Below are 23,876 nucleotides of genomic sequence, written 5' to 3'. Positions count from 1 at the left end.
TGTGAAAAAACCGTCAGACCCCGCCCAGCAACCGCGCCAGATCGGGCGCCTCTGCCGCAGGCGGCGTGAACTCCAGCTGCGACTCGATCCGCGCCAGGTGGGCCAGCATCAGCCGGGGCGCCTCGCGCGCGTCCCGCAGGCGGATGGCGTCGATCAGCGCCCGGTGTTCGCGGCAGCCGCAGGCCGTGGCCTCTTCGCGGGTTTGGGCGTGGCTGGGGCTATAGGTCATCAGGATGAGCGAGGTGCGCGACACCAGCTCGCGCAGGATGCGCCCCAGCGTCTGGTGCCCTGCCGCTTGTGCGATGTGCAGGTGAAAGTCGCCCGACAGGCGGATGGCGCGGCGCATGTCACCACTGGCGCGGGCGGCCTCTTCGTCGTCGATGCAGGTGCGCAGCGCGGCAATGTCAGCGTCGGTGGCGTTGGCGATGAACAGCTCCACCAGGCGCGGCTCCAGCAGGCGGCGAGCCTCGAACACCTCCAGCGCCTCTTGCGGCGTGGGCTGGGCAATGGATGCGCCCCGGTTGGGCGTGAGCGTGACGACCTGCTCGTTGGCCAGCCGCACCAGCACGGGCCGCACGCGGGTGCGGGACACGCCAAAGGCAGCCGCCAGCTTGTCCTCCACCAGCTTGGTGCCGGGTGGTAGCCGGTGGTCGAGGATGGCCGACACCATGCGGTCGTACATGTCGTTGTCGCTGAGCTGGCCGGTCGTGTCGGGCTGCACGGGCGGTTCGGTGACCGCAGCGCGCGCGCGCCGGGGCTTGGGGAGGGTGGTCGTCATAAGGGTGCCGTTTTTACCCCGAACGGCCCTTGCGCCTGCGGCCCAATGCCCACACCAGCGCCAGCGTGATGCCCATGACGATGAACGACACCACCGTGGTCAGCGTGCCCAGTGCGTAGATGGACGGCGTGGTCACCGTGCTGGTCAGGCCCTGCAGCTCCAGCGGCAGCGTGTTCACGTCGCCAATGGCCTGCGAGGTGCGGGCGATCTCGTCCCAGCTGAGCGTAAAGCCGAACATGCCAATGCCCACGACCGAGGGCGCAATCAACGGCAGCACCACATGCGCAAAGCCCTGCCAGGGCGTGGCGCCCAGGTCGCGCGCGGCTTCTTCATAAGCGGGGTTGAAACGGTTGAACACCGCAAACATGATGAGCAGGCCGAACGGCAGCGTCCAGGTCAGGTGTGCGCCCAGGGCCGACGTGAACAGGCCCAGTGACGTGCCATAGCCCTCCAGCGCACTCTCCATGCCCAGCCATTCCAGCGCCGCCTTGATGCCGTTGTCGATGAGCCGGAACTCCAGCCCGATGCCCAGCGAGACGATGATGGACGGCATGATGAGGCTGGCCACGACGATGAAGAACAGCGTGTTGCCACCCGCCAGCCGCTTCCGAAAGGCCAGGCCCGCCAGCACCGACAACACCACCGTGCACAGCATCACCGCCACGCCCAGGCCTAGCGAGCGCCACAGCGCCGCCCCGATGTCCACCACGCCCAGCCCTTCGGCCAGCTTGGAGAACCAGTGCAGCGACACGCCGCGCATGGGGAAGGTCAGCCCGCCATCGGGGCCCTGAAAGCTCAGGATGAAGATGACGAACATGGGCCCGTACATGAACAGCACGAACAGCGCAAAGAAGATGGCCAGGGGCCAGAAGCTGGCGGGACGAGATTCACGGACTTTCATCTCACAGCTCCTTGCGAATGTCGACGAGGCGTGTGAGGCCCCAGATGATCATCAGCACCACCGCCAGCAGGATCACCGCATTGGCCGCCGCCAGCGGGAACTGCAGGTAGGACGTCTGCACCTGGATGATCTTGCCGATGGACGCGATCTGCTGCCCGCCCATCACGCCGATGGTCACGAAATCGCCCATGACGATGGTGATCACAAAGATCGATCCGATGATGATGCCGGTGCGCGACAACGGCACGATCACGTTCCACAGCGTCTGCCAGCCACTCGCGCCGCTGTCGCTGGCCGCCTCGATGAGGCTGCGGTCGATGCGCATCATGCTGTTGAAGATGGGCACGATCATGAACATGGTGTACAGGTGCACGAAGGCCAGCACCACCGAGAAGTCCGAGAACAGCAGCCACTCCACAGGCGTCTCGATCAGGTTCATGCCCATCAGCGTCTGGTTGACCAGCCCATTGCGCCCCAGCAGCGGCACCCACGAGATCATGCGGATCACGTTCGATGTCCAGAACGGGATGGTGCACAGCACGAACAGCAGCGTTTGCATGCCCGAAGAGCGCACATGGAAAGCCAAAAAATAGGCCACGGTGAAGCCGATCACCAGCGTGATCAGCCACACCAGAAAGCTGAACTTGAGCGTGGAGTAATACGTCTTGAGCGTGACACACAGGCCCTCCGACGCATCGCCACAGCCCGCGAAGATAGACACGTAGTTCTTGAACGTGAAGCCGGGCAACAGCTCGTACTCGTTGAAGTCCCAGAAGCTGACCATCACGATCAGCGCCAGCGGAATCAGAAAAAACAGCGCGAACACCAGCGTGAACGGCGCAGCCTGCCACCAGGCGGCAATGCTGCGGCCGGGGACAGCTGCAGCAGGTAAGGACTGTGTGGTCGTGCTCATGGTGTTTGCAATCAATGAATTCAAAGGTCTACCGTTCAACGCTTGCTCTTGAGACTGACGCTGCCCAAGACCAGTGCCCCCGTGCAAGGGCCGCCCCGCCGCACCGGGGGCGTCCCCCTCCCGAACCGCGCAGCGGGTCGAGAGAGGGGTGAAGGCGCGCAGCGCCTCAGGGGGTGCACTCCTTACGCCGCGACGAACTCATTCCACTTCTGCACCATGTAGTTGTTCTCGTCCATCAGCGCGTTCCAGCAAGCGATGCCGCCCATGCGCGACTCGTAGCTGCCGCCGTCGCGCACTGCACCGGCCTTGGCCAGCACGTCGCCATTGGGGCTCTTGATGTCCTGCGTGGCGGGCTTGCCTTCCATCCAGTAGGCCCACTCGTAGGCTTCCATCTTGGACTTGGCGGTCTCCAGCACGGCGCTGTAGTAGCCCTGGCGGTTCAGGTAGGCACCGGCCCAGCCGTCGAGGAACCAGTTGATGAACTCGTACGCGCCATCGAGCTTGCGGCCGCTCAGCGTGGCGGGCAGGCCAAAGCCGGCGGCCCAGGCGCGATAGCCTTCCTTCAGGGGCTGGAAGTTGCAGGCGATGCCCTTGGTGCGCACGGCCGTGACAGCCGGGCTCCACATCGACTGGATCACCACCTCGCCCGATGCCATGAGATTGACCGACTCGTTGAAGTCCTTCCACAGCGCGCGGAACTGGCCCTGCTTCTTGGCCTCGATCAGGGTCTTGATCGTGAGATCAATCTCCTTCTTGGTCATGTTGCCCTTGTCGGGGTACTTGTAGAGGCCCATGGCCTCGACCACCATGGCGGCGTCCATGATGCCGATGGAGGGGATGTTCAAAATCGCGGTCTTGCCCTTGAACTCGGGGTTGAGCAGCTCGGCCCACGAGTTGATCGGGCGCTTGATCAGGTCGGGGCGGATGCCCAGCGTGTCGGCGTTGTACACGGTGGGGATCAGGCTCATGAACTGCGTGGGCGCGGTCGCGAACTTCTTGGACTTTTCACCTTCCAGGTAGATCACCTTCTTGGGTGCGGTGCCCTGGTCGCCCACGGCTTTGCCAGCCACCTGGCCGGTAGTGAACAGCGTGGTGATCTTGTCGGCGTTCTTGATGCGCTTGGTGTCGATGCCCTTGAGGTTGCCCGTGGGTACGATCTTTTTCAGCGAGAAGTACTCGGTGTCGATCAGGTCAAAGCTGTTGGGCGCGGTGACGGCGCGCTTGGTCACGTCGTCGGTGGTCACGGCCACGTACTGGATCTCGATGCCGGTGTCGGCCTTGAACTTCTCGGCAATCGCTTTGTCCTGGTTCACCGCCGTTCCCAGGTAGCGCAGCACGATCTTTTCCTGCGAATGCACGGCCGGGAACATGCCAGCGGCCAGGATGCCCGCCGTGCCCTTGAGCAGCGAGCGGCGAGCCACACCAGTGGCATCGGAGACAACAACAGGGGAATCAGCACGGGAAGCATCGGACATGGGAAAACTCCTTGGGTTGCGGAAGGGGACGGGTGGAAAAAAAAGCGGACGTGGCGACGCGGTCAGGCGGCGACGGCCACTGCGGGAGCGGCCACCGCCAGTGATGCGACAGCAGGCTGGGAGAGCGGGTGCGCCTGGTCAGGAGTCCAGTGCAGTTGCACGCCCTGCCCCACCTGGTAGGGCTGCGCAGCAAAGGCGGCCTCGGACACCATCACCGAATACGCTGCCGTGGCGTTGGCCGACAGAACTGCGCCGTGCTTTTGCAGACCCACCAGCACATAGGTGCCTTGGTATTCCACATCGGTCACCACGGCCTGCATGCGCTGGGCGCCCCAGGGCAGCTCGGCACTGGCGGGGGCAATCTGCAGGTGGTCGGTGCGTACGCCCACCTTGCCTTCGGGTGTGTCGATCACGTTGTGCCCGCCCATGAAGCGCGCCACGAATTCGCTGGCGGGCCGGTTGTAGACCTCGTGCGGGCTGCCCACCTGCTCGATCACGCCGTGGTTCATCACCACCATGGTGTCGGCCAGGGCCATGGCTTCTTCCTGGCTGTGGGTCACATGGATGAAGGTCAGGCCCAGCTCTTTTTGCCAGCGGCGCAGCTCGGCGCGCATCTGGATGCGCAGAAAAGGGTCGAGCGCGGACAGCGGCTCATCGAGCAGCAGCACGCGCGGCTGGGTGATCAGGGCCCGCGCCAGCGCCACGCGCTGCTGCTGCCCACCGGAGAGTTCTGCAGGCTTGCGCTCGGCCAGGTGACCCAGAGCCACGCGCTCCAGCAGGTCGCGCGCCTTGGCCTGGCGTTCGGCCTTGGTCACGCCTTTCATCTTCAGGCTGAAGGCCACGTTATCGAGCGCCGAGAGGTGCGGAAACAGCGCAAAGCTCTGGAACATCATGGCCGTGCCGCGTGCGGCGGCGGGCAGGTCGGTGATGTTGCGGTTCTCCAGCAGGATGTCGCCGCTGGTCACCGACTCGTGCCCGGCGATCATGCGCAGGGTGGTGCTCTTGCCGCAGCCCGAAGGCCCCAGCAGGCAGCAGTAGCTGCCGCTGGCAATGCGCAGGTTGATCGCATCCACGGCGGGCTTGCCTTGGGCGTAGCGTTTGGTCAGCGCCACGATTTCAATGGCGGCGGAGGTGGGCGCAGGGTGGGTGCTTTGCATGGCGTATGCCCTACGCAAGGCGCATGCCAACTTTGTACACAATGTTTTATGAACTTTGCATACAAAATGCACCAACACGGCGCACATTGCCGCCCCATACCGGTCCACGCCCGCGCAGCCCCTGGTCCAACCTCGGGCAAACCATGCACCGAAACAGCGCTGAGCACTGCGGGTGCGTGGCTATACTGGCTTCGCCTTTGAAACAATTTATTACGTCGGCACGTCCCTCCCCCTCCTCTTGCCTGCCGCATGACGAACCTCGACCCGCGCTCCATGATCGCCCTGGCGGGCTTCATGTCTGCCGTCATGGCCCTGGTGCTGCTGTTCATGCGGCGGCACTACCCGCCCAGCATCCGGGGCGTGGGCGGATGGGCGGCGGCGCCATTGCTGTGGCTACTGTCCACCGTGCTGTTTGGCGCGCGTGGCGCCATCCCCGACTGGCTGGGCCTGGTGCTGGCCAACCAGCTGCTGGTGCTGGGCTCGGTCACTTATTACATGGGCACCCGCCAGTTCATGGGCCAGCCCGCCACCTGGCGCACCTGGAACTGGGTGATGGCCGGCACCACGGTGGTGTTTGCCTGGCTGACCTACGGGTGGCCCAACTATGCCGTGCGGGTGGGGTTTTTCACCGTGGTGATGGGGGCGCTGTACGCCGCGCAACTGCGCTTCATGCTGCGCCACGGGGGGCGCAACTTCCCGGTGCGGCTGGTGGAGATGATGCTGGGCCTGCACATGCTGGTACTGGGGGTCAGGCTGGGTTCGATACTGGCAGGGCACGCGGGCAACGACCTGATGGAGCCCTCGCTGTTCCAGACCCTGTACATCGGTGCCTATGCGCTCACCGTGCTGATGTTGTCCATTGGCGCGGTGCTGATGGCCACAGACCGCTTGCGCACCGAGCTGGAGCATCTGGCCACCTATGACTCGCTGACCCAAACCCTCAACCGCCGTGCCTTGCTGCAGCGCTGCGAGGACGAGCTGGAGCGCGCACAGCGCTACGGCGGCGGTCCGTCCATCATGATGGTGGACCTGGACAACTTCAAGGCGGTGAACGACACGCGCGGCCACCAGCACGGCGATGCGGTGTTGGTGCACTTTGCCGAGCGCACCCGCCAGGTGCTGCGCCGCGCCGACCGCCTGGGTCGCTACGGGGGCGAGGAATTTCTGGTGCTGCTGCCGGGAGCCGACGCGCAAGCGGCCCTGGCCGTGGCCCAGCGCATCCACGCCACGCTGGCCTCGGGGCACCCGCTGGACTGCGAGGTGAGCATCGGGCTGACCAGCTGGTCCGGGTCACACGAGACCCTGGACGCGATGCTCTCCCGCGCCGACGCCGCGCTGTACCGCGCCAAGGAAGAAGGCCGCAACCAGACCGTGGTGGGCTAGAGCCTGCCCAAGCAGGGCGGCTCAGGCCGTCTGCGTCGCCACGCCAGCCGATTCAAAACTCGCCATCTCGCGCAGCACGGCGCAGGCCGATTGCAGCAACGGCCAGGCCAGCGCCGCGCCCGATCCCTCGCCCAGGCGCAAGCCCAGGTCCAGCAGAGGCTCTGCCTGCATCTGCGCCAGCATCAGGCTGTGGCCCCGTTCGCCCGAACGGTGGGCAAACACGCAGCGCTGCAGCACCTGCGGCGCGATGCGGCTGGCCACCAGCACGGCCGCGCTGGTGATGAAGCCGTCCACCACAATCACGCGCCGCTCGGCCGCTGCCTGCAGCACTGCGCCCACCAGCGTGGCCACCTCGTAGCCCCCCAGGGCAGCCAGGGCCTCCAGCGGGCTGGTGGCGCCCGCATTGGCATCCAGCGCCTGCTGCAGCACCAAGCGCTTGCGTTCGATGCCCGCAGCATCCAGCCCCGTGCCCGCGCCCGTCACCTCGGCCAGCGGCAGCCCCGCCAGGCGCGCCAGCAGCAGTGATGCCACCGAGGTGTTGGCAATCCCCATCTCGCCCAGCAGCAAGGCGTTGCCTGGCAGGGCACGCACCACCTCCACCCCGTTGGCCAGCGCCTGGGCGCATTGCTCGGCACTCATGGCTGGGCCGACGGAGGCATCCTGCGTGCCAGGTGCCACCTTGCGCAGCAACAAGCGCGGCTGGCCGGGCGCTGCATCGCGCGCAGCAATCGGCTTGGCCACACCACAGTCCACCACCGTGAGGCCCAGGCCATGCTGGCGCGCGAGCACACTCACGGCCGCGCCACCCGCCAGAAAGTTCTCCACCATCTGCCAGGTCACATCGCTCGGGAACGCCGAGACACCCCGCGCGGCCAGGCCATGGTCGCCGGCGCACACCAGCATCTGGGGAGCATGCAGCGCGGGGGATTCGGTGCCCAGGATCACGCCCAGGCGCAGCGCCAGGCGCTCCAGCAGGCCCAGCGAGCCCAAGGGCTTGGTCTTGTGGTCAATGACGTGCTGCAGGCGGCTGGCCAACGCGGCATCATGCAGGTCAGCAACGGATGGAAGTACGAAAGGTGAGGTCATGGTGATGGAGAACACAAAGAACGCCGTGCACAAAGCGGCACAGCAGGGTTTTGAAAAAGAAGCGCAGGCCTACGCGCGCGGCAGGCCGGACTACCCGGCGGCGCTGTCGGCCTGGCTGGCACAGACGTTGGGACTGGGCCCCGGTCGCGAGGTGGCCGATGTGGGTGCGGGCACTGGCAAGTTCACCGCACTGCTTGCGACCACTGGGGCCACGGTGGTGGGCGTTGAGCCCGTGGACGCCATGCGCGCCAAGATCGAAGCGTTGCAACTGCCCACGGTGCGCGCCGTGGCGGGCACGGCACAGGCCATTCCGCTGCCGTCCGGCACGCTGGATGCCGTGGTCTGTGCACAGGCCTTCCACTGGTTTGCCACCCGCAAAGCCCTGGACGAATTCCACCGCGTGCTGCGGCCGGGCGGCAAGCTGGGACTGGTGTGGAATGTGCGCGATGAGTCGGTGGACTGGGTGGCCGAGCTCACCACCATCATCACGCCCTACGAAGGCGATGCCCCGCGCTTCTACAAGGGCGACTGGCGCAAACCCTTTCCACACCCCGGTTTCGGCCCGTTGGTCGAGACCCGGCTGACCCACGAGCATGTGGGGCCACCCCAGCAGGTCATCGTGGACCGATTCATGTCGATCAGCTTCATCGCGGCCCTGCCAGATGCTGAACGCGCCAAGGTGCGTGCCCAGATCGAGGCTTTGATAGCCCGACACCCCGCGCTGCGCGGGCAGGACACCGTGCGCTTTCCGTACACCACCCTCGCCTGCCACTGCGAACGGGTGTGAGGGGCTGAATGGCGCCACGGTATCCGGCGTGCTAAGGCGCCACCAGCGCATCCAGCACGCCCGGTGTGAAGCTGGTGCCCAGGAAGCCTGCGAGTCCGTCAAACACGCTGTCCAGCGTGGGCACCTGCGCGCCAAACAGCGCGTGCAGCACTGCGGCATCCTCGAACAAGCCGTGCAGGTACACACCCAGTACGTTGCCTGCCGGGTTCTGCCAGGCGATGCCGGGGATGACCTCGCGCGCCACATCGCCCTTGGCAGCCATGGCCGGGTGCTGGGCGGTCTGGCCGTGGTGGATTTCGTAGCCCGTGACAGACACACCCGCCAGCGCAGCCCAGGCCCCCAACACCGCACCAAAATGCGCCTGGGTGCGTTGCACAGTCTTGGCAACCTCGAAGGTGGTGACCAGCGGCAGCAGGCCCAGGCCCGGCGCATTGCCGTCGATGCCTGCGGTGTCGATCAATGCCTCGCCCAGCATCTGCAGGCCGCCACACACGCCCAGCACCGTGCCGCCCTGCCCCGCGTGATGGGCAATGGCCTGGTCCAGCCCTTGCGCGCGCAGCCACGCCAGGTCGGCAGCGGTGGACTTGGAGCCCGGCAGCACCACCCAGTCGCTGGGCTTGAGGCCCGCCAGGTCGGCCGGGCTGCGCGCCCAGAGCAGGCGCACGCCGGGCACGTTCTTGAGCGGCTGAAACTCGTCCAGGTTGCTGATGCGCGGGTAGGCGATGACGGCCACGGTGGTGTGCACCGCGCCCGCTGACAACGTGCGGTCATCGAACACACCGTCCTCCTCGGGCAGGCCGTGGCGCCATTGCATGGGGATGGAGGCCACGGTGGGCACACCCGTGAGGTCTTGCAGCATCTGCGGCGCAGGCGCCAGCAGGCTGGCATCGCCGCGAAACTTGTTGAGCACAAATCCATGGACCAGCGCGCGCTCGTCCTCGGGCAACAGTGCCCAGGTGCCGTACAGGTGGGCGAACGCGCCGCCCCGGTCGATGTCGGTCACCAGCAGGCAGCGAGCATCGGCATGGCGGGCGACGCGCATGTTGACGATGTCGCTGGCGTGCAGGTTGATCTCTGCGGGCGAACCGGCGCCCTCGATCACCACCACGTCGTTCTCGGCACGCAGTGCATCCAGCGCTGCAGCGATCTGCGGCCACACCTTTTCGCTGCGGCCGCGCCAGGGCATGGCCGTGAGCTCGGCACTCACCTGCCCCATCAGCACGACCTGGCTGTGCGTGTCGGCCTCGGGCTTGAGCAGCAGCGGGTTCATGCGCACCTCAGGCTCGGCACGCGCAGCCAGGGCCTGGAAATACTGGGCGCTGCCGATTTCACCCATCACACCTGCAGGGCCCGACACCACACGTGCGTTGTTGCTCATATTCTGTGCCTTGAACGGAGCAACCTTCAGACCCTGGTTGCTGTAGTAGCGGCACAGCGCCGTGGTGAGCCAGCTTTTGCCGGCGCCGCTGGTGGTGCCAAGCACCATCACACAACGGGCCAATTGGGGAGCAGAGTTTTCAGTCAAGGCAGTGGGCGGACCATGCGGTCCATGATGTGTTCAAGTGCTGCAGCCGCATCGGTGCAGCGGCCCGTGTGCACGGGAGAGGTCTGGATGATGGCGCTGCGTTTGGCGGTGAGCCAGTGAAAGCGCTGGCGGTACGGCAGGCGCGCAATGGGGCCACAGCCTTCGTCGCCCGCACAGATGGCCACGATGGCGGCCAGATGGCGGCGCACGGTATCGATGTCGGCGTGCGGGTCCATGGCCAGCAGGCGCGCTTCATCGAGCGCGATGGCAGCCTGGAGAAAGCCGGTGCGCTGGCACGACAGGATCACGCCCGCGTTGATGAATTCCTCGCGCTCCACGCGCGGCACCACGCGCACGATGGCGTAGTCATACACCTCAGGCGCGTGCATCGACGGCCTCCTTCAGTGCATTCACCCAGGTGGCGCGCCCGGCCAGGCGGGCGCAGAAGTAGTCCACATAGGCCTGGCGGTGGGTGGCGGCAGCGGTCAGCAGGCCTTCTTCGTGATCTACACCGGCCAGCACCAAAAACTCGTCGGGCACCTCGGCCAGGATGCCCGCCACCACCTCGGGCGTGAGGCGCGCGGCCAGCTCGGCATCCACCTGCGCGAGCAGCGTGGCCCGGGCCAGCAGCACATGGTCGGCAATGGGCGCAAAGGGTTTGGCGGGCAGGGCCACCGTGCCGTTCCATGCATGGTGAAAGGTGAGCGCCGCACCGTGGTCGATGAGCCAGGGCTGGCGGTGCCACATCAGCAGATTGGTGTTGCGCGCAGTGCGGTCCACATTGCCCACCAGCGCGTCGAACCACACGAGGCGTGATGCGAAATCATCCGACACGACATCCACCGCCGGGTCGAAATTGAGCGCGCCCGACAGGTAATCCAGCCCCACGTTCAGGCCACCGCTGGCCCGTACCAGGTCCTGGATTTCGGGATCGGGCTCGGTCTGCGCCAGGGCGGGGTCGAGCTGGGCCAGCACGATCTCGGGCACGGGCAGGCCCAGCGCACGGGCGATGCCGCCCGCAATGATCTCGGCCAGCAGTGCGCGCACGCCCTGCCCTGCGCCACGGAACTTGAGCACGTAGGTGCCCAGGTCGTCGCCCTCGACGATGGCGGGCATGGAGCCACCTTCACGCAGCGGCGTGACGTAGCGATTGACGGTGATGGTTCTCACAAGGTCTCCCTCGATCCGATGGAATGCGGGATGGTACGGCCCGCAGGGCCCAAGACGGCCTGCCATGCGGCCTGCAGCGCATCTTGTGCGGAGGGCGCCAGCACCCCCAGGCGCACGGTGCCGGGCAGGCCGAACGAAGCCGCATCGCGCAGCTTGATGCCACTGGCGCGCAGCGCAGCCAGATCGCTCTGCAACGTGTGGGTGGCAGGCTGCACGCAGAAATAGTTGGCCAGGCTGCCCGCGTGCACAGCCCAGCCCAGGTCGGTGCACAAGGCCAACTGGCGCGCCTTCCAATCGCCCAGAGTGCGCAGGCTGTGCACCAGCCATTGCTGCACGGTGGTCTGCGTCCACGCCTGCAGCAGTGCCACGCCGTGGGCGCCCACAGGCCAGGAAGACGCCAGGGCCGTCAGCCCCAGCGCCTGCTCTTCACAGTCTGGCGGCGCAATCGCATAGGCGGCACGTACACCCGTCAGCCCCAGGGCCTTGTTGGGGGTCCAGAGCTGCCAGCAGGCCGAAGGCATGAGCGGCGACGGCGCGCCAGCCCATGCGCCCTCCGCGCCGAGCCGCAGGGGGACATACGCGCAGTCGAGCACACGCCAGGCAACGTCGGCATCGCTTTGTCGCCAACCGCGCAACGAGGGATCTTCCACACCCAGAGGGCTGGAGGGCTCGCACGCCCATTGCAGGCCCGCTGCGGCGCCGCCGCCCCGCAGCACCTCCAGCCCGCGCACCTGCGCGGCCTGGGCGTAGTCGCCATAGCTGTGTGGCGGCACAGCTACCTGCACCGCGCCCTGCTGTGCGGCCAGCGCGGTGATGCGGTGGATGAACTCGCTGGCACTCGCGGCCAGCACGATGCGCCCCGGCACCACGCCATGGAAGGCGCCGAGGGCCTCGCGCAGCGCCGTGTAGGCGGGGTCGGGGTAGCGCGTGGCGTCGGCCGCCTGCACGGCGTGCAGCGCCTCGGGGCATGGCCCGCAGGCGTTGCTGTTGGTCGAGAAATCAAACACCGGAACGCCCGCGGCGTCCGGGCCACCGTGCAACGGCGTGGGCGCAGAGAAACGACGCGGCGAGCTCATGCATGCGCCCAAGCAAACACCACCAGCACCAGCAACTGCAGGCCCGCCACCACGGGCACCATGGCCAGCACCACCTGCGTGCCCAGGCGTGCAGCGCGCCGCGTATCGAGCGGCCCCGCCCGGCGGCCCTTGCTGTGGAGTGTGTACACCCCAGGCTTGGCCAAGCGCACGTTCAACGCCAGTGCCATGGCCGCCATGGGCCAGCCGCTGTTGGGCGATGGCGTCTTGCGCGCCTGGCGGGCCAGTGCAGCGAACGGCAGTCCCCTGGCGACCATCGCCAGCAACAAGGCGGTGATGCGGGCCGGCACCCAAGACAGCACATCGTCCGCCCGCGCCGCCCACTTGCCCGCCCATTGCCAGTAGCGCCCGCTGCGCATGCCGGGGTAACCCCACATGGCATCGGCCGTGTTGGCCAGGCGGTACAGCGCAGCCCCTGGCAGGCCCAGCAGCGCAAACCAGAACAGCGGCGCCACCACGGAATCGTTGAGGTTCTCGGCCAGCGACTCGATGGCCGACTCGCGCACCTGCACGGCGGTGAGAGCGCTCACGTCCCGGCTCACCAAGCGAGCCAGCTGCGCGCGCCCGGCGGGCAGCGACTGGCCCAGCGCCACTTCCACTGCCAGCACCTCGTCGTGCAGCATGCGCCAGGCCAGCAGGGGCTTGAGCAGCAGCGCCAGCATGCCGAGGGCAAGCCAACCCATCAGCGTCAACGCCAGGTGCTGCAACCACCAGGAAACTATCAAAACAATAGCAGCCAAGGCAATCCACACTAGCGCCCCCAGCCAAAAACGCCGAAAGTCCTGTGCCACAGGCGTCAGCGGGGCCACCCGCTCGCCCCCCCAGTGCAAGGCCGTGCCCATCCACACCACCGGGTGCCAGCGGGCGGGCGGCTCCCCCAACCACCAGTCAATGGCCAATGCCAGCAACGGCACGCCCATCCACACCGCTGCCGCAGGCCAGCCCAGGCCAGGGAGCAGTAGCAAGGACCAGTGCTCGGACACAGTGGCTCAGTCTTCGATGCCGCGCTGCGCGGGAATGCCCGCCTTGAACGCGTGCTTGATCAACTGCATCTCGGTCACGGTGTCGGCCAGCTCGATGATCTCGGGGGGGCAGCGGCGGCCGGTGAGGCACACGTGCACGTCCTTGGGCCGATCGCGCAGGGTCTGCAACACGCCGTCGAGCGGCAGCCAGCCGTAGATCAGCGGGTAGGTGATCTCGTCCAGCACCACCAGAAAATGCTCGCCCGACAGGATGGCGGCGCGCGCCTTTTCCCAGCCGTCGCGCGCGAGCTGGGCCGAGTGCTCCAGGTCCTTGCTCTTCCAGCTGAAGCCGTCGCCCAGGCCTTCGATGGGCAGGCCGATCTGCTCGAACATGCGGTGCTCGCCAAAGCGCGCGGTGGGCACCTTCATGAACTGGAAGATCTTCACGGCCTTGCCCCGACCATGGGCGCGCAGCGCCAGGCCAAAGGCGGCCGTGCTTTTGCCCTTGCCGTCGCCGGTGTTGACGATGACAAGGCCCCGGCGTTCGCCCTCGGGTTTTTCGTAGCGTTTTTCGGTGGGCGGGGTTTCGATCTGCATGGTGTCGATTCTTTCAGAGAGACCGGGCATCAAACGCCGGCCGGTTGCAACGGGGAAGACAGCGAGGACGGACGGCGCGCCTGCCACGCGGCACCCGCCATCGCCACCAAGGCCATGACCAGCAGGGCCACTATGCCGGCCATGCGCTCCACGGGGCTGGGCTCTTTGACGGCGTCGGGGGCTTTGCGCTCGGGCTGGCGCTCCAGCAATACGCCCATGGTAGGCACGGCGGGCGCGGAAGGTGGTGCTTCTGCCTGGGCGGGCGGCGCGGGCAGGTCAGCGGCGGGGGGCGCAGGCTGTGGCGCGGCCAGGGCTGGCGACTGCGGCGCGGCAATGGCCATGCCTGCAGGCGGGGTCAGCTCTACGGACTCACCACGCGCCGCTCGCTCCACCCAGCGGCGCACGCTGGGCAGCTCGGCCGCCAGCGGCGCGGCACGCGTCAGCTCCTGGTACATCTGCGCGAGTTGTTTTTGCGTGTCGGCATCGGCCTGCCAATAGCCCTGGCGCTGCGCCTGCACCAGGCGCTCCAGCGACTGGGCATAGGCCTGCGGATGCTCTTTGAGCCACTCGGGCAGGCCCAGCTGGTGCTTGTCGCGCACCAGCACGTCGTAGAAGCTCTGCCAATGGTCGCTGCGCACCGTGTCGGGCGCGACGGCCTGCCAGCCCCAGGCGAACTGCACGGCCTTGAGCACCTGCAGCGTGCCCGAATAGCCCTCGGCCTTCTGCGCCTGGAGCCAGCCCGGGTGCAGGTAGCGCGACTGCATCTCCAGCGCAATGGCGCGCTGCGCGGTCTCGGTGGTGGGCTCGCCTGCATCCTGCAGCTGGGCCACATGCAGCTCCAGCCCCTGCGCTCGCCCAGCCACGCGGGCGGCCGCCGACAGGCCGCCCAGGTACTGGAAAGGGTCGTCCGAGCTGACCATGGCATACAGGTGCGAGCTGCGCGACAGGATGGCGGCATCGGTGCGGCGCAGGTGGGCACCCAATGCCTGGGCCGCCACACCGCCCGGAACGCCCGTCACCGGCTCGCCCTCCAGATAAGGCTGGCTCATGCGTTCGAGGAACATCTGGCCCAGGCGCGCATCGTTGGTTTGCAGGCCGTCGCTTTGCACCGCGTCCGACAGGCCGGTGCCATAGTCGCCCACCGCATTGCCGAACGATCGCACGCGCGCCAGTTGCTCGGCCTGTGCGCGGGGCACGCCCTGCTTGCGCAGCTCCTGGCCGATCTGCGCAGTATTGCGAGCGATCACGTTGCCGGGCTCGGCCGTGGCGGCCTGGGCCACCGCACGGTCGAGCAGCGCCATCAGCCCGGGGAACTGGTCACGGTACGAGCCGGTGATGCTCATGAGCACATCGACGCGCGGGCGTTTCAGCTCATCGGCGGGGATGGTCTCGACCCGCGCCGGGCGGCCCGAGTCGTCCCACACCGGGCGCATGCCCAGCGCCACGAGCGCCTGCGCTTCCATGATGCCCTGGTGGCGCAGCGTTTCGCCCGCCCACAGCGACAACGCCAACCGCTGCGGCGCCTGGCCACCATGGCGCGCCTGGTAGTCCTTGAACCAGTCGTTGAACAGCGTCTGCGCCACGGCATAGGCCTGGCGCGTGGGCAGGCGGCTCGGGTCCAGCCCCGTGAGGTTGCGGCCTGTGGGCAGGCTGTCGGGGTTGCGGATGGGGTCGCCACCGTACGCAGCGGGCAGGTAGCGCCCTTCCAGCGCAGCCAGCAAGCCGGGTAGCTCGCCTTCCGTGGCCAGCAGGCGCTCCAGCTCTTGCGCGCGCTGTGCCAGTTGCAGCAGCGCGGGCGTATCGATGGGTTGGCGCGCTGCGCGGTTGGGCACATGGTCTTGGGCGCGCACCAAGCCGTCCTGTGCTGGCGGTGCATCGGGCAGCGCGGGGCGCAGGTCCAGCACGCTGGCTGCCTGCGCATCGGTCAGCGCCACTTCGAGCCAGCGCGCGGGGCGTGCAGCCAGCACCGCATCGTGCTTGATCAGGAAGGCTTCGTCGATGTCTTCGCCCAGCGCCTCGATCAGCGGCTTGCGCAGCGCCTGCAGGACGGTCTCGCGCCGCTGCTCGGGCGCGGGTACGCGGCCGAACACGGCCAGGCCCTTGGGCTGCGAGCTTTGCGCGAGCTGGTCCAGGTAGGGGTGCAGGATTTCAAGAAAGCCGTGGAAGTCGGCCGCGATGCGCTCGGCGCTCCAGCCCAGGTCGTGGTGCAGCTGGTGCTCCACAAACTGCGCCACCAGCTGCTTTTCGAGCGCGCGGCGCGTGGGGCCTTCGTCCACGGTTTCCCATTCGTGCATCACCTCGTGCATGTGTGCCATGCGCGCCTCGAAGCCTGCCGGGGCGAACACGGGCGTGCGGTGGCTCACCAGCACGGCGCGGCCCCGGCGCTTGGCCGTGAGGGCCTCGCCCAGGTTGTCCACGATGTAGGGGTAGACCACAGGCAGGTCACCGAGCGGCAGCAGCGCGTCGTCGTGCACATCCAGCGCACGCGCCTTGCCACCGGCCCATTCCTGCGTGCCGTGCGTGCCGAAGTGGATGAGCGCATCGGCCTCCAGCTGCGCCCACAGGTACACCGCCAGGTAATGGTGCGACAGCGGCGCCTTGCTCTTGTGCATGAACGGGTTCTGGCCCAGGCGCAGTGTTTCCTCGCGCGGGGGTTGGGGCAATACCGAGAGTTTGCCCACCTGCAGGCGCGGGATGGCGAACACCTTTTCGCCCTGCCACTCGACCACGTAGCGGCTCTTTTCGGGCGTGCCCCAGTGCGCGTTCATGCGCTCGCGCACGGCCTTCGGCAGCGTGGCCAGGTGCTGCTCATAACGCGCCAGCGGCAGCGCGGCGGCCTGTCCGTTTTTCAGCAGCGCGCGCACATCGGCGCCGGGGTAATACGCGGCGAGCAGCGGCTTGAGGCCATCGATCCAACCCTGCTCAGGCACCTGCTGTGTGCGGTAGCCCGCCTGAGCCAGGCCGCCCGACACCTGCTCCAGGCTGCGCGGCACGTTGAGGAATGAGGCGCCAAAGTTGGTGCCGCCCGGGGGGTAGTTGTAGACCATGGCCACCAGGCGCTTGTCGGCGGCGGGTTTCGTCTGCAGTGCGATCAGCCGCCGCGCCTTCGCGGCCACAGCCTGGGCCTGGCGCTCGATGAGGCGAAAGTCCCGGCCCTCAGCGCCGTGGGCGGCGACCAGGACCGGATCGATGGCACCCGCCGCCTCGGGCTGCGCCAGGTAGAACGGAACATCGGACAGCGACAGCCCCGTGTCGCTGGCCTCCCACGCAGCGGCATCACCCGCGCGGTAGGGCTGCGTGCCCAGCAGCGGCACGCCCCAGCGCGCCAGCAGCGGCTGCAGCGCGGCGGCCTGGGGCACGAGCTGGTGCAGCACCAGGACAGAGGCGTGCAGGCGGCCGGGTCCGGTGCCGCTCTCGGGGGGCAGCTCCAGCACCTCGGCCAGCGTCTGCGCCGTGACCTGCTGCCCAAAGGCGGCATAGGCGAACAGGCCTTGCTGGCGGAAGGTGCGCAGCCAGGCATCGAGCCATTCGGTACTGCCATCCACAAAATGGTGGCGGTGCACCAGCACGGCCACGGCGGGCAGGCTGCGCAGCGCGGGCTGGCCCAGGCGCCAGGCCTCCAGCGCGGCGGCGTTGGGCAGCAGGCGGGGCGCGTCGGGGTGATAGATGCCCCGGGGGGGCAGGATGTCGGGCGCGGGCAAGGTCGGCATCGCAACACCTGCCACCGTGGCGCGCGCCAGGGCGATGGCGTTCTTCAGATTGCGCGGGCCGCCCGCCTGCAGGTAGGCCACCATGCGGGCGGGAGCCTCCAGCGCAGACAGGTCCACAGCAGGCGTGCCCGCAGGCACCCAGACCACGCGGCCCGGGGCGCGTGAGGCGCGGGCATCGAGCTGCGCGCCGGCCATGCGGCGCAAGCGCGCCTCCACGCTGGCATGCGGTGCATCCACCCACACCATGGCGGCGCCTGCCAGTGCGCGCTCCAGCTTCTGGGTCTGGGCCGCGTCCAGTACTGCCGGGCCGGCCAGCGGGAAATCGATGTGCACAAAGCCCAGGCCCGCGTCGGAGGCCAGGCGCTGCACCATGGCCGTGCGCGGGGCGGTGGTGATGTCGGAGGTGAGCCAGAGCAGCACCGGCGCTGTTTTATCAGCGCCGCCCGCTGCCAAGGCTTTCTCAGCCTGGACGGCATGCACCAGCGGCGCAGCAAGCAGCAGGCACCACAGTGCCGCACGCAAGATCAGTGTCTTCATGGCTTGGCGGGTGCCGGCGTGGCGGCGCCACCCGCGCCACCGGCCGAAGCGCTGGCAGGAGCAGCGCCCGTTTCAGGAATGTAGACGATATTGCCGTCTTCCAGCTTGTAGGCCACGCCCGCGCGCACGCCCTGCCCTTGCGCTGCGCTGCCAGCGCCCTTGAAGCGCACTTCCTTGCCCTGCTCGCGCACGACCACTTCCATGTCGGGCTGGCCGGGGTTGCGGATGATGGTGACGCTTTCATTGGCGCTCGTCTGGGTCTGCACGGCCACGGCCGTGAGCAGCGCCACCACCAGCACCAGGAACACGTCCACCAGGTTCACGGCGGACAGCATCGGATCGTCATCGTCCTCGGCCAGGACGTTCAAGTGGCGCAAGCTCATTGCGCCACCCCACGCTCCTTGCGCACCACCAGCAGCTCGGCCAGTAGCCAGCGGCGGCGCACCGAGTACACCACCAGGCCCACCGACGCGGCGGCCAGCGCCAGCACCACACCCGCAAAGGCGCCGCTGAACACCGCCAGCGCCTGCTGGCCGTTGCCCGCCGCCACGCTCTGCAGCGCAGGGCCCAGCGGGATCATCGTGGCGATCAGCCCCAGCATGGGCGACAGGCGGCTGAGCAGGCGCACGGGCTCCACCTGGCGCACCAGTTGCAGCTCCAGCTCTTCCATCGACAAACCCGGCGCCACGCGCAGCGAACGGTACTGCGGCTGGCGCCAGCGCTGCCACGCCTCCATGAGCGTGGCGCCGCCCGACCACAGCGCGTAGACAAACGCCAGCCCCACCAGCACCAGCACCGGCCAGAGCAACGACTGCGCGACCTGCGAAAAACCCGATTCGATGTTCATGCTTCCACTCCCTCAATCCATGTGTTGTTTCATTGGCTGTGCTTGCGCTGCATCGATGGCAGCGCCATCCACATGCCATCCAGATGCCGCACGTGGATGCGGTGGTCAAACACGCTCTCCAGTGCCGCGTGCGTGGCGGGTGCATCGCAGGCGCCCTGGTGCAGCACGCGGCCCTGTGCCATCACCACCATGTCGTCGGACTGCAGCGCCAGCGACACCTCGTGCAGCACGCTGACCACCGTGCCCCCCCCATCGACCAGTGCACGCATGGTGTGCAGCCAGTCGGTCTGGTGCGGCGGGTCGAGGTTGGCCAGGGGCTCGTCCATCAGCAGCACCTGCGCCTGCACCGCCAGGGCGCGGGCCAGCAGCACGCGCTGGCGCTCGCCGCCCGACAGCTGCGACAGCGGGCGGTGGCGCCAGTCCCAGGCCTGCGTGGTGCGCAGCGCCTGCTCCACCGCTGCGTGGTCGGCCGCACCCGGCGGAGCCAGCCAGGCCTGGTGCGGCAGGCGGCCGAGCATGGCCACGTCATAACTGGTCAGGTCGTCGGCCGAGCCTTCGTTCTGCCCCAGCCAGGCGAGCTGGCGGGCGCGTTCGCGCGCCGGGATTTGCGCAAGCGGGCGGCCCAGCAGCAACACATCGCCCTGCACCGCCACACGTGGCAGCAGGCCCGCCAGCACCTTGAGCAGGGTGGACTTGCCCGCGCCGTTGGGGCCGACGATGCTCGTCCAGCGCCCGGCGGGCAATTGCAGGTCAATGCCCTGCAATATCGAGCGATTCCCGATGCTGGCGCTTATTCCATTTGCACTGATAGCTATTGATTTCATAGCGCGCCTCCTTCCGAGGTGCGCCGGTGCATGAGCCACAGCAGATAGGTGCCGCCCAGGGCCGCCGTGAGGACGCCCACGGGCAGCTCCTGCGGCGCCAGCAGCCAGCGCGCCAGGATGTCGGCCGCCATGAGCAGCACCGCGCCCATCAGGCTGGACAGCACGATGTGCCGTTCGTGTGTCACGCGCACGATGGAACGCACCAGGTGCGGGGCCGCCAGCCCCACAAAGGCGATGAGCCCCGTCTGCGCCACCGCCGTGCCCGTGGCCAGCGCCATGGCAGCCACCAGCCCCACACGCATGGGCATGAGCGGCAGGCCCAGGCTGGCGGCCGTGGCCTCGCCCAGCGTGAGGCCGTCCAGCGCACGTGCCAGCATCCAGGCAACCACCGAGCACAGCGCCCAGGCCACGGCCATGAGCAAGCAGGCCGCCCAGCCCACAAAAGCCGTGCTGCCCAGCGTGAAGGCCTGCATGGCCTGCAGGATGTCGGGCGAGGCCAGTTCCACCAGGTCACGCAGCGCACCCAGCACCACGCCCACAATCACCCCCGCCAGCAACAAGCGCAGCGTGTGCTGCACGCCCTTGGCGAGCAGCAGCGTGAGCACCACCGCCCCCGCCGCGCCCAAAAATGCCATGCCCGTGATGCCGATGCGGGCCATCCACTGCGCCGCCACCGACGACACCCCGAAGAGCGCCATGGCGACCGCCCCGCCCAGCGCTGCGCCCGAGGCGCTGCCCAGCAGGTACGGGTCGGCCAGCGGGTTGCGAAACAAACCCTGCGCCACCGCGCCCGACAGGCCCAGCAGCGCCCCCGCCAGCCACGCACCCGCCGTGCGCGGCAGGCGGATGTCCCACACGATCTGCCACGCCACAGGGTCACCGTGCATGCGCAGCACGCTGTCAAAGCCCGTGCTGCCCACGCTGGCGCCACACACCGCCAGCAACGCGCTGGCGAGCAACAGCCAGGCGGCACACCATGCGGCGCGGCGGCTTTGCCCGATGTACTTGGTGGACGAATTCACTTGCCGCTATTTCCAACGTGGGCAGAGGCTGCGACAGGCACGGCCGAGGCCAGTGCACCCGTGGAACTGGCTTTGCCAGGCCACTGGGTGCGTCCCCCTGAGGGGGAAGGCGCCGCAGGCGACTCAGGGGGAGCTTTCTCCACCAGACACCGCGCCATGATGCGGGCCGCCTCGGCCATGCGCGGCCCAGGGCGCACCACCACATCGGAATCGCCGGGGCCAAACACGCACAGCCGGTTCTCGCGGATGGCACGCATGGAAGCCCAACCGGGGTACGGCACCATGGCCTGCATGCTGCGGTTGCCGATCATGATGATGTCGGGGTTGGCGCGCACCACGAACTCGGGGTTCAGGCGCGGAAACGGCCCCAGCGACGCCGGCACCACGTTGCGCACGCCCAGCCGGGTGAGCGATTCGCCAATGAACGACGCCTCGCCCGCGGCATAGGGCCCACGGCTCACCTCGAAGTACACACGCACATTTTTGGCCTTGGGCGGCAGGGACTGTGCAGCCGCCAGCACGCCCGCGTCGATCACACGCCAGAGGCGGTCGGAGCCTTGCGCGCGGGGCACGCCCAGCAGGTCGCTCACCGTGCCCAGCACGCGGCGCACGTCGGCATGCGTCTTGGGCTCCAGCTGCACCACGGTGAGGCCGAGCGCCTCCAGCCGGTCACTGGCGCGCGAGCTGACGGACATCAGCACCACATCGGGCTTGAGTGCCACGACGGCCTCGATGCTCGGGTCCAGCCCGCCCCCCACCTTGGGCAGCTTGGCAATCACGGCCTCCGGCCAGTTGGAGTAGCGGTCCACACCCACCAACCGGTGGCATTGCTCCAGTTCGCACACGCTTTCGGTCAGCGAGGGCAACAGGCTGACGATGCGCTGGGGGGGCCGGGGCAGCGAGACCTCGCGGCCCCGGTCGTCCCGGATGTGCACCGGCTGCGCACGCGCGAGGCCGGCCATCAGCAGGCCCAGCAGCACCAGGATGGCGATGACCCACAGGATGCGGCGCACGGGGGTTGGTTTCATCAGCAGGGTTCCTTCAAAGTGAGAGGCTGACCGGCAGCCATCAACGTGACCCGTGGACACACCTGCGCCACCTGCTGGTTGAGCATGCCAAGCGCATCGACAAAGGCGCGCACCTCGCGCCCCATCGGGATGACCCCCAGGCCAATTTCGTTGCCCACCAGAACAACGGGCCCGGGGGACTGCCGAATTGCTTCCAAAAACATAGCAGCCTGGGCATTCCACTCTAGCGCTTGCGCCTGTTTTTGCTTCAAATCCATGGTTTCGAACCCCAGGGGCATGGTCCAGTGGGTGAGCCACAGCGTGAGGCAGTCCACCACCACCAGGGTTTGCGGCGCGCTGTGCTGCGCAACGGCAGCGGCCACATCGCGCGGCTCTTCCACCGTCTGCAAACCTGGCACGCGCTCGGCGCGGTCGCGCTGGTGGCGGGCAATGCGGTCGCGCATCTCGTCGTCCCAGGCCTGCCCGGTGGCGATCAGCACGGCGCGGTGGTCGGCGAACCGGGCCAGCCAGTCGCGTGCCAGCAGCTCAGCGCGGCGGGATTTGCCGCTTTTCTGACCGCCCAGGATGAGCTCGGTAGTGATGGGGTGTGACGCGGATGTCATGCTTTGCTCTGGCCGCCCAGCAGATGCGCAACCGCCTCGGGGCTGGACGGGAACCACGCATGGAAGTAGCTGGCATGGATGCTGCCCTGCTGGTACAGAGCCTCACCCGCATCCGGCGCAACCGCCTCGTGGGGCCGCGCTGTGCGGGCCACCACGGGAGCGCTGCTGTCGCTGGTCGAATAGTGGAAGGTGTGGCCGCGCAGCGTATGTCCTGCCACGGTCAGCTGCTGCGGCCCCAGGGCCGCCAGGCGCTTTTGCATGGTCACGCGGCCGGGCAGCAGGCCCCACAGCGGAGCCGCTCTGCCATCGGCCAGCGTGATGGAATCGAACAGCGCCATCATGCCGCCGCACTCGGCCCACAGGGGTTTGCCCGCGGCCGCATGGGCGCGCAGGCTGACCAACATGCCGGTGTTGGCCGCGATCTGCGCGGTGTGCAGCTCGGGGTAACCGCCGGGCAGCCACACGGCATCGCAGTCCGGCAACGCCGCGTCTTGCAGGGGCGAGAAGAACGCCACGCGGGCGCCCATCTGTTCCAGGCACTGCACATTGGCGGCGTAGGTAAAACAGAACGCCGCGTCACGCCCCACGGCCACGGTGCGGCCCGCGAGCAGCGATGGCGCAGCAATCTTCGAGGCGGGCGCCGGAAAGTCCACAGCCCAGCGCTGCATATCCTCCAGCGTCATCTGGCCCAGGGGGGTAGCGGCCAGGGCATCGGCCGCTGCGTCCAGCCGCTGTTGGCTGTCGTCCAACTCGTGCGCGGCCACCAGGCCCAGGTGGCGCTCGGGCAGCAGCGCGGCGCCAGCCTTGCCCGCAGCAGAGGCAGCACCAGGCTGCACCCGCATCAGCGCCCCCATCCAATCATCCACATCGTGCAAGCCGTCACGCAACATGTCGGCATGGCGGGCACTGCCTACGCGGTTGGCCAGCACACCGGCCCAGGGCAGGCCCGGGCGGTAGTGGCGCAGGCCATAGGCCAGCGCGCCAAACGTGCCCGCCATGGCAGAGGCATCGACCACCGCCAGCACCGGCACCGCAAAGTGCCGGGCCAGGTCGGCTGCGCTGGGGTTGCCGTCAAACAGCCCCATCACGCCTTCGATGAGGATCAGGTCCGACTCGCGCGCAGCGTCGTGCAGACGCTGCGCGCAGTCGGCCTCACCGTTCATCCACAAATCGAGCTGGTGCACCGGTGCACCACTGGCCAGCTGGTGCCAGTGCGGGTCCAGGAAATCCGGCCCGCACTTGAACACCCGCACCCGCCGGCCCTGGCGCGCATGCAGGCGCGCCAGGGCGGCAGTGACGGTGGTCTTGCCCTGCCCGGAAGCCGGGGCTGCAATCAGCAGCGCGGGACAGCGTGTCACACCCCACCCCCAGTGCGGTACTCACCCAGCGGCCGACGAAACTGGCGCGCCCCAAGCCAGTGCCACCGTGGAACTGGCTCCGCCAGGCCACGGGTGGCGTCCCCCCTCCGGGGGGAAGGC

At 68.2% G+C, this 23,876-nt stretch carries 22 protein-coding genes; 2 read left to right on the top strand and 20 right to left on the bottom strand.

Features of this window, described 5'->3' with window-relative positions; all coding sequences use genetic code 11:
* Positions 1–13: 13 nt before the first annotated feature.
* The 5 genes from ASD75_RS17640 to ASD75_RS17620 form a co-directional block, all read right to left on the bottom strand.
* The gene (locus ASD75_RS17640; protein WP_056747172.1) at positions 14–778 is read right to left on the bottom strand and encodes a GntR family transcriptional regulator; all 765 of its coding nucleotides are present in this window, start codon (positions 776–778) and stop codon (positions 14–16) included.
* Between the two features lie 13 nt (positions 779–791).
* A complete protein-coding gene (locus tag ASD75_RS17635; RefSeq protein WP_056747171.1) occupies positions 792–1,679 on the bottom strand; it encodes an ABC transporter permease in 888 nt (295 codons plus the stop codon).
* 1 nt (position 1,680) lies between these two features.
* Positions 1,681–2,592 carry an ABC transporter permease gene (locus tag ASD75_RS17630; RefSeq protein ID WP_056064316.1) on the bottom strand — a complete coding sequence of 304 codons (912 nt, stop codon included), beginning with the start codon at positions 2,590–2,592 and terminating at the stop codon, positions 1,681–1,683.
* 182 nt (positions 2,593–2,774) lie between these two features.
* On the bottom strand, positions 2,775–4,067 hold the full coding sequence (locus ASD75_RS17625) for a PotD/PotF family extracellular solute-binding protein (RefSeq protein WP_056747170.1): 1,293 nt from the start codon (positions 4,065–4,067) through the stop codon (positions 2,775–2,777).
* Positions 4,068–4,129: 62 nt separating this feature from the next.
* Positions 4,130–5,224 (bottom strand): ABC transporter ATP-binding protein, encoded by a 1,095-nt coding sequence (locus tag ASD75_RS17620; RefSeq protein ID WP_056747169.1) that lies wholly within the window; start codon positions 5,222–5,224, stop codon positions 4,130–4,132.
* A 249-nt stretch (positions 5,225–5,473) separates the two neighbouring features.
* Here ASD75_RS17620 and ASD75_RS17615 point away from each other — a divergent pair, with 249 nt between their 5' ends.
* The gene (locus tag ASD75_RS17615; RefSeq protein WP_235511649.1) at positions 5,474–6,607 is read left to right on the top strand and encodes a GGDEF domain-containing protein; all 1,134 of its coding nucleotides are present in this window, start codon (positions 5,474–5,476) and stop codon (positions 6,605–6,607) included.
* Positions 6,608–6,628: 21 nt separating this feature from the next.
* Here the strand turns inward: ASD75_RS17615 and cobT are convergent, their stop codons facing one another.
* Positions 6,629–7,693: a nicotinate-nucleotide--dimethylbenzimidazole phosphoribosyltransferase gene (gene cobT, locus ASD75_RS17610; protein ID WP_056747168.1), complete on the bottom strand. Its 1,065-nt coding sequence runs from the start codon at positions 7,691–7,693 to the stop codon at positions 6,629–6,631.
* Between cobT and ASD75_RS17605 the strand changes: the two genes are divergently transcribed.
* Positions 7,692–8,480, top strand: a complete 789-nt coding sequence (locus ASD75_RS17605; RefSeq protein ID WP_056747167.1) for a class I SAM-dependent methyltransferase — start codon at positions 7,692–7,694, stop codon at positions 8,478–8,480. The genes cobT and ASD75_RS17605 overlap by 2 nt on opposite strands.
* Positions 8,481–8,511: 31 nt before the next feature.
* Here ASD75_RS17605 and ASD75_RS17600 read toward each other — a convergent pair whose 3' ends face one another.
* From ASD75_RS17600 to ASD75_RS17535, 14 genes are all read right to left on the bottom strand, one after another.
* Positions 8,512–9,966 carry a cobyric acid synthase gene (locus ASD75_RS17600; RefSeq protein ID WP_056747166.1) on the bottom strand — a complete coding sequence of 485 codons (1,455 nt, stop codon included), beginning with the start codon at positions 9,964–9,966 and terminating at the stop codon, positions 8,512–8,514.
* Between the two features lie 35 nt (positions 9,967–10,001).
* Entirely contained in the window at positions 10,002–10,394 is a 393-nt protein-coding gene (locus tag ASD75_RS17595; RefSeq protein ID WP_055395250.1) for a DUF3037 domain-containing protein, read from the bottom strand.
* Positions 10,381–11,175, bottom strand: a complete 795-nt coding sequence (locus ASD75_RS17590) for a HipA family kinase (RefSeq protein ID WP_056064333.1) — start codon at positions 11,173–11,175, stop codon at positions 10,381–10,383. The genes ASD75_RS17595 and ASD75_RS17590 overlap by 14 nt, the downstream gene beginning before the upstream one ends.
* On the bottom strand, positions 11,172–12,251 hold the full coding sequence (locus tag ASD75_RS17585) for an aminotransferase class I/II-fold pyridoxal phosphate-dependent enzyme (RefSeq protein WP_056747165.1): 1,080 nt from the start codon (positions 12,249–12,251) through the stop codon (positions 11,172–11,174). Before ASD75_RS17585 ends, ASD75_RS17590 begins: the two co-directional genes overlap by 4 nt.
* Positions 12,248–13,189: an adenosylcobinamide-phosphate synthase CbiB gene (gene cbiB, locus ASD75_RS17580; protein WP_056747223.1), complete on the bottom strand. Its 942-nt coding sequence runs from the start codon at positions 13,187–13,189 to the stop codon at positions 12,248–12,250. The genes ASD75_RS17585 and cbiB overlap by 4 nt, the downstream gene beginning before the upstream one ends.
* 69 nt (positions 13,190–13,258) lie before the next feature.
* On the bottom strand, positions 13,259–13,828 hold the full coding sequence (cobO, locus tag ASD75_RS17575) for a cob(I)yrinic acid a,c-diamide adenosyltransferase (protein ID WP_056747164.1): 570 nt from the start codon (positions 13,826–13,828) through the stop codon (positions 13,259–13,261).
* A gap of 29 nt (positions 13,829–13,857) precedes the next feature.
* A complete protein-coding gene (gene cobN / locus ASD75_RS17570; RefSeq protein ID WP_056747163.1) occupies positions 13,858–18,075 on the bottom strand; it encodes a cobaltochelatase subunit CobN in 4,218 nt (1,405 codons plus the stop codon).
* The gene (locus tag ASD75_RS17565) at positions 18,072–18,458 is read right to left on the bottom strand and encodes a DUF2149 domain-containing protein (protein WP_056064344.1); all 387 of its coding nucleotides are present in this window, start codon (positions 18,456–18,458) and stop codon (positions 18,072–18,074) included. The genes cobN and ASD75_RS17565 overlap by 4 nt, the downstream gene beginning before the upstream one ends.
* Positions 18,455–18,922, bottom strand: coding sequence for a hypothetical protein (locus ASD75_RS17560; RefSeq protein WP_008906167.1), 468 nt, complete (start codon positions 18,920–18,922; stop codon positions 18,455–18,457). Before ASD75_RS17560 ends, ASD75_RS17565 begins: the two co-directional genes overlap by 4 nt.
* Before the next feature lie 29 nt (positions 18,923–18,951).
* The gene (locus tag ASD75_RS17555; protein ID WP_056747162.1) at positions 18,952–19,746 is read right to left on the bottom strand and encodes an ABC transporter ATP-binding protein; all 795 of its coding nucleotides are present in this window, start codon (positions 19,744–19,746) and stop codon (positions 18,952–18,954) included.
* Positions 19,743–20,768, bottom strand: a complete 1,026-nt coding sequence (locus ASD75_RS17550) for an iron ABC transporter permease (RefSeq protein WP_056747161.1) — start codon at positions 20,766–20,768, stop codon at positions 19,743–19,745. The genes ASD75_RS17555 and ASD75_RS17550 overlap by 4 nt, the downstream gene beginning before the upstream one ends.
* Positions 20,765–21,796: an ABC transporter substrate-binding protein gene (locus tag ASD75_RS17545; protein WP_233193782.1), complete on the bottom strand. Its 1,032-nt coding sequence runs from the start codon at positions 21,794–21,796 to the stop codon at positions 20,765–20,767. The genes ASD75_RS17550 and ASD75_RS17545 overlap by 4 nt, the downstream gene beginning before the upstream one ends.
* On the bottom strand, positions 21,796–22,398 hold the full coding sequence (locus tag ASD75_RS17540; protein WP_056747160.1) for a bifunctional adenosylcobinamide kinase/adenosylcobinamide-phosphate guanylyltransferase: 603 nt from the start codon (positions 22,396–22,398) through the stop codon (positions 21,796–21,798). The genes ASD75_RS17545 and ASD75_RS17540 overlap by 1 nt, the downstream gene beginning before the upstream one ends.
* Entirely contained in the window at positions 22,395–23,756 is a 1,362-nt protein-coding gene (locus ASD75_RS17535) for a cobyrinate a,c-diamide synthase (protein WP_056747159.1), read from the bottom strand. Before ASD75_RS17535 ends, ASD75_RS17540 begins: the two co-directional genes overlap by 4 nt.
* Between the last annotated feature and the right edge of the window lie 120 nt (positions 23,757–23,876).

Source organism: Acidovorax sp. Root568 (assembly GCF_001427445.1).
Taxonomy (GTDB): Bacteria; Pseudomonadota; Gammaproteobacteria; order Burkholderiales; family Burkholderiaceae_C; genus Acidovorax; species Acidovorax delafieldii.
The sequence above is the reverse complement of the archived record's forward strand: the minus strand, read 5'-3'. Positions and strand labels throughout refer to the sequence as shown.

Bases quoted from the DNA above. Each gene is read 5' to 3' on its own strand.
- ASD75_RS17595 (WP_055395250.1), bottom strand. From the start codon at position 10,394: ATGCACGCGCCTGAGGTGTATGACTACGCCATCGTGCGCGTGGTGCCG.
- ASD75_RS17625 (WP_056747170.1), bottom strand. From the start codon at position 4,067: ATGTCCGATGCTTCCCGTGCTGATTCCCCTGTTGTTGTCTCCGATGCC.
- ASD75_RS17555 (WP_056747162.1), bottom strand. From the start codon at position 19,746: ATGAAATCAATAGCTATCAGTGCAAATGGAATAAGCGCCAGCATCGGG.
- ASD75_RS17605 (WP_056747167.1), top strand. From the start codon at position 7,692: ATGGTGATGGAGAACACAAAGAACGCCGTGCACAAAGCGGCACAGCAG.
- ASD75_RS17620 (WP_056747169.1), bottom strand. From the start codon at position 5,224: ATGCAAAGCACCCACCCTGCGCCCACCTCCGCCGCCATTGAAATCGTG.
- cbiB (WP_056747223.1), bottom strand. From the start codon at position 13,189: ATGGGCGTGCCGTTGCTGGCATTGGCCATTGACTGGTGGTTGGGGGAG.
- cobN (WP_056747163.1), bottom strand. From the start codon at position 18,075: ATGAAGACACTGATCTTGCGTGCGGCACTGTGGTGCCTGCTGCTTGCT.
- ASD75_RS17545 (WP_233193782.1), bottom strand. From the start codon at position 21,796: ATGAAACCAACCCCCGTGCGCCGCATCCTGTGGGTCATCGCCATCCTG.
- ASD75_RS17640 (WP_056747172.1), bottom strand. From the start codon at position 778: ATGACGACCACCCTCCCCAAGCCCCGGCGCGCGCGCGCTGCGGTCACC.
- ASD75_RS17565 (WP_056064344.1), bottom strand. From the start codon at position 18,458: ATGAGCTTGCGCCACTTGAACGTCCTGGCCGAGGACGATGACGATCCG.
- ASD75_RS17560 (WP_008906167.1), bottom strand. From the start codon at position 18,922: ATGAACATCGAATCGGGTTTTTCGCAGGTCGCGCAGTCGTTGCTCTGG.
- ASD75_RS17615 (WP_235511649.1), top strand. From the start codon at position 5,474: ATGACGAACCTCGACCCGCGCTCCATGATCGCCCTGGCGGGCTTCATG.
- ASD75_RS17585 (WP_056747165.1), bottom strand. From the start codon at position 12,251: ATGAGCTCGCCGCGTCGTTTCTCTGCGCCCACGCCGTTGCACGGTGGC.
- ASD75_RS17630 (WP_056064316.1), bottom strand. From the start codon at position 2,592: ATGAGCACGACCACACAGTCCTTACCTGCTGCAGCTGTCCCCGGCCGC.
- ASD75_RS17540 (WP_056747160.1), bottom strand. From the start codon at position 22,398: ATGACATCCGCGTCACACCCCATCACTACCGAGCTCATCCTGGGCGGT.
- ASD75_RS17635 (WP_056747171.1), bottom strand. From the start codon at position 1,679: ATGAAAGTCCGTGAATCTCGTCCCGCCAGCTTCTGGCCCCTGGCCATC.
- ASD75_RS17600 (WP_056747166.1), bottom strand. From the start codon at position 9,966: ATGGTGCTTGGCACCACCAGCGGCGCCGGCAAAAGCTGGCTCACCACG.
- cobO (WP_056747164.1), bottom strand. From the start codon at position 13,828: ATGCAGATCGAAACCCCGCCCACCGAAAAACGCTACGAAAAACCCGAG.
- cobT (WP_056747168.1), bottom strand. From the start codon at position 7,693: ATGACCTCACCTTTCGTACTTCCATCCGTTGCTGACCTGCATGATGCC.